The 8846-nt window shown below is 73.7% G+C and carries 9 protein-coding genes; 4 read left to right on the plus strand and 5 right to left on the minus strand.

The annotated features are described in order from the left end of the window. Window positions 1-278, plus strand: a 278-nt coding sequence (locus tag ABYE80_RS12980) for a histidine kinase dimerization/phospho-acceptor domain-containing protein (RefSeq protein WP_372790706.1), incomplete at its 5' end; no start/stop codon positions are given. Here the strand turns inward: ABYE80_RS12980 and ABYE80_RS12985 are convergent. From ABYE80_RS12985 to ABYE80_RS13000, 4 genes are all read right to left on the minus strand, one after another. Then, the gene (locus ABYE80_RS12985; RefSeq protein WP_372790707.1) at window positions 255-1241 is read right to left on the minus strand and encodes a 3'-5' exoribonuclease YhaM family protein; all 987 of its coding nucleotides are present in this window, start codon (window positions 1239-1241) and stop codon (window positions 255-257) included. The genes ABYE80_RS12980 and ABYE80_RS12985 overlap by 24 nt on opposite strands. A 123-nt stretch (window positions 1242-1364) precedes the next feature. Further along, window positions 1365-4022: a hypothetical protein gene (locus tag ABYE80_RS12990; protein WP_372790708.1), complete on the minus strand. Its 2658-nt coding sequence runs from the start codon at window positions 4020-4022 to the stop codon at window positions 1365-1367. Window positions 4023-4079: 57 nt separating this feature from the next. Further along, window positions 4080-4382: a hypothetical protein gene (locus ABYE80_RS12995; RefSeq protein WP_372790709.1), complete on the minus strand. Its 303-nt coding sequence runs from the start codon at window positions 4380-4382 to the stop codon at window positions 4080-4082. A 17-nt stretch (window positions 4383-4399) separates the two neighbouring features. After that, a complete protein-coding gene (locus tag ABYE80_RS13000) occupies window positions 4400-5062 on the minus strand; it encodes an EcsC family protein (protein WP_372790710.1) in 663 nt (220 codons plus the stop codon). 63 nt (window positions 5063-5125) lie between these two features. Between ABYE80_RS13000 and ABYE80_RS13005 the strand changes: the two genes are divergently transcribed. Both ABYE80_RS13005 and ABYE80_RS13010 read left to right on the plus strand, forming a co-directional pair. Continuing rightward, complete coding sequence (locus ABYE80_RS13005; RefSeq protein ID WP_372790711.1) at window positions 5126-5989, plus strand: alpha/beta fold hydrolase; 864 nt, start codon at window positions 5126-5128, stop codon at window positions 5987-5989. A 39-nt stretch (window positions 5990-6028) separates the two neighbouring features. Beyond that, the gene (locus tag ABYE80_RS13010) at window positions 6029-7078 is read left to right on the plus strand and encodes a L,D-transpeptidase family protein (protein WP_372790712.1); all 1050 of its coding nucleotides are present in this window, start codon (window positions 6029-6031) and stop codon (window positions 7076-7078) included. A 45-nt stretch (window positions 7079-7123) separates the two neighbouring features. Here ABYE80_RS13010 and ABYE80_RS13015 read toward each other — a convergent pair whose 3' ends face one another. Next, the gene (locus tag ABYE80_RS13015; RefSeq protein ID WP_372790713.1) at window positions 7124-8038 is read right to left on the minus strand and encodes an oxygenase MpaB family protein; all 915 of its coding nucleotides are present in this window, start codon (window positions 8036-8038) and stop codon (window positions 7124-7126) included. A gap of 81 nt (window positions 8039-8119) precedes the next feature. Here ABYE80_RS13015 and ABYE80_RS13020 point away from each other — a divergent pair, with 81 nt between their 5' ends. Then, entirely contained in the window at window positions 8120-8764 is a 645-nt protein-coding gene (locus ABYE80_RS13020) for a TetR/AcrR family transcriptional regulator (RefSeq protein ID WP_372790714.1), read from the plus strand. Window positions 8765-8846 lie beyond the last annotated feature (82 nt).

Consider the following 8846-nt stretch of genomic DNA (forward strand, 5'->3'; position numbering starts at 1 on the left):
CAGCACGACGACGACTGATGGGTGCCGAGGGCTCGCCGGATCCGGCCGCGCAGGAGCGGCTGATCCGCCTCGTCCACGACCTCCGCACCCCGCTCACCCTGGTGCTCGGCTTCTCCGACCTGCTGCGCAAGCGCGGCGACCAGTTGTCCGCGCAGGAGCGAGCGGACTACGTCGAGCGCATCGATGCCGCGGCCAAGGACCTGCGGCGCATCCTGGACGAGGAGCGCGCCGATCGCAGCGGGGCCCCCGGGGCGTCAGGCGGCGGCGACGTCGCTTGAGTCGCCTGGCCCGGTGCCCTCGCGGTGCGGGAAGTACGCGCTGCCGCTGAGCGCCCGGTCGAACCCCGACCACTCCGCCCCGGGAGGCAGTTCCTTCTCCAGCCGGTCGAAGGACCCGAGGCGGCCGCCCAGGTTGTCGATCATGTGGACGAGCGTCGCCTCACGGGTGCAGGGCACCACCGGGCTGCCGTGCTCCAGCGTGCCGTGGTGGCTGAGGATGATGTGCAGGATCGCCTCGGCCGTCGCGGCCGGGAACCCGGGGAGGTCCTCGATGAGCCGCCGGATCCGGTAGTAGCCCAGCGGGATCTCGCCCTGCAGGCGACCGAGGTCGGTCATGTCCGGAGCGTCCGGATCGAGCGTGTACGCCTCGAGCTTGCCGATGTCGTGCAGCAGCGCGCCCGTCACGGCGACCTCGCGGTCGATCCCTGGGAAGGTCGCGCTGATCGCGCTGACCGACTGCGCGACCGACAGGGAGTGCTCGAGCAGTCCGTGCTGGTAGGCCTGATGGAACCGCTTCGCGGCAGGCGCGATCCGGAAGGCGGCGCCCGTCTCGGTGTCGGCGCCCAGGACGGCGTCCAGCAGCGCCCGCAGGTGCGGGTCCTGCACGGTGTCCAGGAGGTCCTCGAGATCGGACTCCATCCGCTCGAACGGGCGGGGCGGGCCGTCGCGCAGGTCCGCCGGGTCGTAGCTGCCGGCCGGGGCGGGCGCCCATGCCTCGACCTTGAGCTGCCGGCCGTACCGCGGGCTGTCCTCGAGCGTTCCGCGGGCGCGCACGACCGCCCCGGGCGTGAGCTGCTCGGCGAGCTCCTCGGCGTGGTCCCACACCATCGCGGCGACGGTGCCGGTGCGGTCCCCGACGGTCACGCGCAGGAAGGTCGAACCGTCCTTCTTGCGCCTGCGCTCGGCACCGCGTACCAGGACGACCTGGTCGATCGGGCCGGGAGCGAGGTCACGGAGCAGCACGGGAGGAACGGTAGGGGTGGCGCCGGACGCATCGGGTCGGGCTTCGGGCGGAAACACCTGCATATGAGCAGGTCGGCGGCCACCTCGCGGATCTGACGATCCGCGAGGAACGCCGCCCCGGTACTAGTTGAGACCGCCCGCCGCGACCAGCGACCCGCCGTCCTGCCCGATGAGGTTGCCCGCCCCGGCCGCGACGATGTGGGCGGGAGCGATCGCGATCGCGTTGCCGCCCCCCGCCGCCACGAGATCGCCGCCCGCCGCCACGACCGATGCACCGTCCATGCCCACGAGCGTTCCGCCGTCGGGCCCGATGAGGGTCGATCCGTCGTGTCCGATCAGCGACCCCCCGTCGAGTCCGATCAGGTTCCCCGCACCGGCCGCCACGAGGTTCCCCGCACCGGCCGCCACGATGTTCCCCGCGCCCGCCGCGACGAGCCCGTTCCCGCCGAGGCGGGTGCCGACCACGGCCGTTCCGTTCACGGCCTGCAGCTGCGGGCACGTGAGCGGCCGGATGGCTCCCTTGGCATCGACGGCCGCGCAGGGGCCGTTGCGGATCGTCGGGGCCGCCGGGTCCGACGAGAGCCGGCCGTCAAGGCTGATCTGCGCGGCGCCGTACTTCGGGCCGGCGTACGTGTCGACGAGGCGCTGGCGCTTCTCCTCGGCCGTTCCGCCCCCGGCCGCCGCGATGCTCCGGCTGCGCCCGCCGAACAGGCCGACGATCAGGTCCCAGATCTCCGCCAGGCCGGCGCTGCGCGCGACCGGCCGGGACGCCGGTTTCGCGAGGACCGGGCCGTCGGCGGTGATCTTCAGCCGGCGACCGCTCGTCGTCTCCCAGATCGAGCCGTTGGCCGGACGCTTGACCACCGTGATCTCGATGGCGCCGGTGAGGACCTTGTCGCTCCCGGTCGTCTGGACCACGCACAGGCGGATCTTCCCTGCGCCCTTGTACGGGTCCAGCGCGATCTGCACGCGACCGTTCGAGGTCCGCTTCGGCGGCGTCTTCAGGTAGGAGACGGCGTCCGCGTCGGTGTAGACGGTCGCCTCGGGGAAGTGCAGCGCCCGGTCGATGACCGTCACCTCGATGAAGGAGCGATGCTCCGCCGGGAGGGTCCACCCGCCGGGACCGCTGGCCCGCAGCCCGAGCGCCCGGCGATCCGGCGTGTAGCCGTCGGCCACCGCGATGCGCAGGTCGCCCGGCACCGGGCAGTTCAGGCCGAGCCGCAGCTCGGCGTCGCGCTTGCCCGGCTGCTTCGCGAGCCGCGTGCCTTCCGCGTCGCGGCGCGTCTCCTCCTTCTGGGCCGCGAGCCGGACGCTCGCCTCCTCCGCCGCCTTCTGCAGGCGGATGTCGTAGTCGACCTTGCACCGGCCCACGGTCCTGGCGAGCGCGAGGCCGAGCTCGGCGTCCAGCGACGCCTTCGGCAGCTTGCGGATGTCGGACCTCAGGTCGGCCAGGTCGCAGTCCCGCAGGAAGTCGCGCTCGGCCAGGCACGCGACCAGCCTGACCGCGACGGGCGCACGTGCGGTGTTCGGGATCGACGCTCCGGTCAGCGGCCGCTGCTGGACGATCTCGAGGTCCGAGCTCGCGCGGCACCCCTTCCGGAAGTCGAGGTCGATCTCGGCGTTCGCGAGCTTCCGCAGGACCAGCGCGTGCGCGGACGCGAACGAGCGGCCCGTGACGCGCGGCATGCGCGAGATCGCGGCCGTGGACACCGGCGCTCCGAGCACCGGTCCCGAGGGACCCGCGCCGGATCCGGACGGCGGAGCAGGGGCCGGTCCCGGCGCGGGGCCCGGGCCGGCGCCGGGCGGTGGCGGGTCTCCCGGCGAGGGCGGAGGCTGGACCGCAGGGCCGTGGACCGTCTCGCAGCCCTGGGGCGTCGGATCCCCCTCGTCGACGTGGGCGACGTCCGCCGTTCCGGCCGGCGGGGCGTCCGAGACCGAGTCGCACAGCACCGCGACGTCCACGTCGCCGGCGACCGCGTTCACGGTGTCGTTCCCGCGGTTGCCCTCCAGCCGGTCGGCGCCGGCCCCGCCGGAGATCGAGTCGTCCCCGTCGGAGCCGAAGATCTGCTCGGCCGCGGGACCGCCGCTGATCGTGTCGTTGAAGCCGGTGCCGCGCAGCCGCTCGAAGCCCGCCAGGACGTTGTCGCCCTCGCCGTCGGCACCGTCGTTGGGCTGCCCGTCGATGAAGATCTGGACCCCGACCGTCTGGGGGCCGTAGTTCACCATGTCGGTGCCGGAGGTCCCGCTGTCGGTGTAGGTGTCGGCGCCGTCGCGGTCGGTGATGCCGAACACGTCGTCGTACCCGTTGTCGACCAGGTCGCTGCCCTCGCGGCCGTCCACGTCGTCGTTCCCGGTCCCGCCTCCGAGACGGTCGGCCCCGGGGCCGCCCAGCAGGACGTCGTCGCCCGCCCGGCCGTACAGCTCGGCGCGCAGCGGGACCGTGCTCTGCACATCGACGCTGTCCCCGGCGGGGCTGCCGTAGAAGAACAGCGTCTTCGGCGACGTGAACCCGGTGCACTCGACCGTCTCGGGCGTCGGTTCCGTGCATGCGTCCTGCCCCGGTGCCGACGCTCCCGGCTGGAGGTCGTCGTCGACGCTCGCGTCGACCACCCTGATGGTCCCGGGGGCGGGACCGCTGATGTCCAGGTCCGCGCCGTGCGTGTCGCCCAGGACCTGCAGATTGCCGTCGCTGTCGACGAAGACGGTCGTCGCGTGGGCCACCGTCGCGTGCGCGGCAAGCGCTATGACGGTCAACGTGAGACAGGCATAGAGCTTGAGCATGCATGCGACAGTACGCTTTCCTGGCGAACGCGGGGCTCGTACGTTCGTCGAGGCCCGTCAGGAGTGCCGTCCGCCCCGTCGGTCGCGGGCCCGCAGATCGTCGGAGGCCTCGTCCGGCCAGACGCCGTGGCGGTCGAAGAACGCGCGGGCCTGTTCCTCCTCGGCGCGGTCGCCCTCGTTGGTGAATCCGACCCGCATGAGCACGTTCAGCAGCCAGATCGACAGGCCGGCACCGATGATCCCCGCACCGCCCTCCAGGCCGATGTCGTCACGGCGGACGAGGATCAGGACGACGCCCCCGGCGACGACGATCGCGGGAAGCCACGTCCGGATGAAGCTCACGAGCACGCGTCCCGTCATCCACCCAGGCTAGAGGGTCACCCGCCGTAGAACGTGATCGCCCGGTCGGCGAGCGCCCGGGTCTCGCGCTCGTTGCCCACCGCGTTGACGACCGACGCGACGCCCGGGACCAGCCGGCCGGCGACACGCCCGCCGACCCGCTTGCCCACCATGCGCAGGAGCGTGGTCGTGAGCGCGCGCTCCCGGCCACCCGCCAGCTTGCTGCCGACGTACGCGGACGCCATCGGGGTGCCGATGCCGTCGAGCGCCGCGCGTGCCTCCTCGGGCGTGTCGTAGAGCTCCTGGAGCACGAGCAGCTCGGCGGGGCGCATCGGGTGGAGGGGATCGAAGCCGTAGGACCCGGCCACGTGGAAGACCATGCGCGACTGGATCCAGGCCAGGGCGACGAGATCGGGCACGACCGTCACCCAGCCGCCGACACCGGTGGCGGCCCCACCCAGCCGGGCGAGGTTCGCGTGCTTCCTCTTGGTCCGCTGGGCCAGGTCGTGCGGCCCGAGCCGGTACCGGTCGCGCATCTCCTCCAGCCACGCCGCGGCGGTCGGGCCGTGGCGGTCGGCGGCCGCCAGGGCGATGATCTCGGGGGCCCGGACCGGGTCGGCGCGCAGCCGGTCGAGAACGCCCTCCGGGAGTCTCGGAGTCCATCCGCCACGCTCGTCACGGGCCTGCCCGGAGGTCGACACGCCGGCAATGATCCCAGGCCGGGAGTGCGACCCGGCGTCTGGGAGGCACGCAACAATGGCCCGGTGAAGCAGCCGTTGATCGAATACCGGCTGGACCTGGGCGGCGTGCGCACCCGGGTCCTGGAGCTCGAGGGACAGGGCCCGCCGGTCCTGCTGTTCCACGGCTACTCGGACAGCGCGGACACCTGGAGGTTGGCGCTGGACCTGCTGGCGCACCACGACCGCCGGGTCCTGGCCTTCGACCTCCCGGGGTTCGGGCAGGCGTCCCGGCTGGCGCGCGACGAGCAGGTCCTTCCCCAGCTCGACGCGTTCGGCGCGGCCGCGGTGCTGCACGTCGCGCGGGAGCACGGGCCGGTCGTCGTGGGCGGCAACTCGCTCGGCGGGTGCCTGGCGCTCCGGCTGGCGCAGGATCCGGACCTGCCCATCGTCGCCGCGGTGCCGGTCGCGCCGGCCGGGTTCGACCACCCAGGGTGGTTCCGCGCCGTGCAGAGCGACCGCCTGGTCCGTCTGCTGCTGCAGGCGCCGCTCCCGGCCCCCGTCTTCCGGACGGTCGTGGGGGAGGCCTTCCGCCAGTTGGCGTTCGCGGCGCCGCGCGCGGCGCGTGGAGAGGTCGTCGCCGCGTTCGCGCAGCACCTGACGACCCGGCGCGACCTGCGTCGGATCCTCGCGACCGGCAGTCGCATGCTGCCGGAGCTCTCGATGCCGTTCCGCCTCGAGCGGATCGAGGTCCCGGTCCTGCTGATCTGGGGGGACCGCGACCGCATGGTCAGCCACACGGGCGCGCGGCACCTGCTCGAGGCGCTGCCGGACACCCGCTACGAGCTGCTCGAGCACGTCGGGCACTGCCCGCAGCTCGAGGTGCCCGACCGGTTCGTCGACCTCCTGCTCGAGTTCGCGCCTGCAACGGAGCTTGCCGCCACGCGCTGAGCGGTGAGGCCGACCCGGCGGGATCGCTACCCTCGACGGGTGACGACCCGCCCTCTCGCCCTCCTGTGCGCCCTCGCCGGCGTCGCAGCCACGCTGCCCGCTGCTCCGGCCGCCGCCCAGTCCCCGACGGGCCCCGCCGGTCCGGCCACGCCGGACGAACGGCGGATCGCCCCCGGCATCTCGGCGGGGGGCGTCGACGTCGGCGGCCTGACGGTCACCGAGGCATCCGCCAAGCTCGAGCGGCTGATCGGCGCCAAGGTGCGGCGTGACGTCGTGCTCAAGGTCGCGGGGCGGCGCTTCCGTCTCGACGCCGAGACGGTGCGGATGAACTTCGACACCCTGACGTCCGCCAAGCGCGCGCTGTACGCCAAGGCGCCGGACGCGGCCGCGGGCGGTGGGTCCGCCGCCGGCATCGACGTGCCGCTCAAGGTCACGTTCTCGACGCTGGCGATCCGCTCCTGGGCGCGCGGGGTGGCCCGCTCGGTCGCGCGCAGCCCGCGCAACGCGACGGTCCGCATCGGCCTGCGCAAGCTCAAGGTGCGCGGCTCGCGCAACGGACGCAAGCTCGACACCAGGGGCACCGAGAAGATCGTGAAGGCCGCGCTGCAGAACCCGCGACAGACGCGCTGGATCACGCAGCGCGTGAGCTCGGTCAAGCCGAAGGTGACCTACAAGGTCCTCAAGCGCACCTACGGCACCGTGGTCACGGTCTCCAAGCGCGAGTTCAAGCTCCGGGTCTTCAAGCGGCTGCGGCTCTCGAAGACCTACGGCGTCGCGGTGGGCCAGCCCGCCTACCCGACCCCGAGCGGCCTGTTCCGCATCCAGAACAAGCAGGTCAACCCGGCCTGGTCGGTCCCCAACTCGCCGTGGGCGGGTGAGCTGCAGGGGACGACCGTCGCCGGCGGCTCTGCCTCCAACCCCCTCAAGGCCCGCTGGATGGGGATCGTCAACGGCGTCGGCATCCACGGCACGGGCCAGGAGTACTCGATCGGCACCCGGGCCTCCCACGGCTGCATCCGCATGCGGGTCGCCGACGTGAAGGACCTGTACCCGCGCGTGCCGGTGGGCACGCCGGTCCGCATCGGCTGAGCCCGCGTCGGTCGCGGGCGCCGTCCGCGGTGCCGTGTTGCTGCGTCAGGCGGCGGCGGCGCGCGGCGTGGGCACGTACTCGGGTCCGCTGCCGAAGTGCCCGCGGTCGATCTGGCGCCGGCGCCACTTCAGGTAGGCGGGCCCCATCGCGCGGGCGGAGCGCGGCATGACCGGGGTGGTCGCGCGCGCCACGGCGCCCAGGATCGCCAGCTCGCGCTCCTGGCTCGGCGTGAGGTGCAGGTCGAGCCGCGAGCGCGCGGCCTCCGGGAGCAGCCCGACGGTGGCGAGCTGCAGGGTGCGGACGGCGGGGCGCCGCAGGGTGCCCCACGTCCGCGGGCCGAGGCCGGGAATGGGAGGCGCGGCCGGCTCCACGATCGTCTGCAGCACGAGGTCGACGACGTCGTTGCGCTCCAGCCGGGTGTCGATGATCTCGGCGACGTAGGCCTGGAAGGCGCCCCAGCTCTCGGGGAGGTCGCGCTCGCGGATGCCCAGCAGGCGGCCGAGGCCGCGCCACTCCGACCAGAAGACGCGGGTCTGCTCGGGGGTCATCGGGCGCCCGAAGCGCTGGTGCGCGGCGACGATCGAGACGGCCAGGGTCGCGTGGACCCAGGCGTAGGCCTCGGGCTCCAGGGCGTGGTAGCGGCGGCCCTGGGGGTCGACGCCCTTGATCTTTGTGTGCATCGCCCGCATCCGGCGACCGGTCTGCGCGGCACGCTCGGGCCCCCCGTAGACGAGCAGGTTCACGTAGTCGAGCGTGCGGAAGAGCCGGCCCCACGGGTCGCCGACGAAATCCGAGTAGTCCCGGACCCCGCCCGCCACCGTCGGATGGGCGACCTGGAGCATCAGCGCGGTGCCGGCGCCGGTCATGGCGCGGGCGTCGCCGGCGCGACGCCAGGTGATCGAGGAGGGGTCGACCGCGAAGCGGTGCGCCTCGCTGGGGTCGGGCAGGACCGAGGACATGTGGCGATGGTACTCCTGATCGCGGTCGAGTACCACCCCCGATCGGGGATCGGTCCGCGCGGGGGCCGTACGATGCTCGCGATGGCCCGAACGCCCCCGACCTCCCTGACGTCGCTGCTCGCGCGGGCCGTCGCCGAGACGGGGCACCTCGACGGGGCGGCCGGTGACGACACCGACGACCGGATCCTCGACGCGGCACTCGCCGAGGTGGCGGTGGGCGGGACGCGGATGACCACGATGGACGGCGTCGCCGCACGCGCCGGCGTCGCGCGGATGACCGTGTTCCGGCGGTTCACGTCGAAGTCCGCGCTGCTCGAGCGGCTGATCCTGCGCGAGCTGCGGCGGTTCCTGGCGGACGTCGACGCCACCCTGGAGGCCGTCGACGATCCGGTCGAGCGGGTGGCGGAGGCCTTCGTCGCGTGCGTGCGTGCCGGGGCCGAGCACCCGCTCATCGTCCGGATGGCGCAACTCGAGCCCGGGATCGCGCTCGAGCGACTGACCGCGGGCAGCCCCTCACCCCTGGATCTCGGACGGGAGTACGTGGCCGCGCGGATCCGCGCCGACACCGCGGCCCCCCGGGTCAAGCAGAACGCCGACGCGGTCGCGGACGTGCTCGTCCGCCTGGCGACGACCTACGTGCTGGTGCCCAGCCCGGTGGTGGATGTCCGGGACGAGGACGCTGCGCGCAGGTTCGCGCGGCGTGTGCTGGGCCCGCTCGTCGCCTGACCCGGTTCAGGCCGGGAGGGTCCGGTTCGCGGCGGCCAGCGCACGGACCGTCGCCAGCGGATCCCCGCACGGAATCGCGATG

Source organism: Paraconexibacter sp. (assembly GCF_041602235.1).
GTDB lineage: Bacteria > Actinomycetota > Thermoleophilia > Solirubrobacterales > Solirubrobacteraceae > Paraconexibacter.

What these genes read in the sequence shown, in the direction of transcription:
- ABYE80_RS13015 (WP_372790713.1), bottom strand. Translation starts at nt 8,038, where the DNA reads ATGTCCTCGGTCCTGCCCGACCCCAGCGAGGCGCACCGCTTCGCGGTC.
- ABYE80_RS13020 (WP_372790714.1), top strand. Translation starts at nt 8,120, where the DNA reads ATGGCCCGAACGCCCCCGACCTCCCTGACGTCGCTGCTCGCGCGGGCC.
- ABYE80_RS12990 (WP_372790708.1), bottom strand. Translation starts at nt 4,022, where the DNA reads ATGCTCAAGCTCTATGCCTGTCTCACGTTGACCGTCATAGCGCTTGCC.
- ABYE80_RS12995 (WP_372790709.1), bottom strand. Translation starts at nt 4,382, where the DNA reads ATGACGGGACGCGTGCTCGTGAGCTTCATCCGGACGTGGCTTCCCGCG.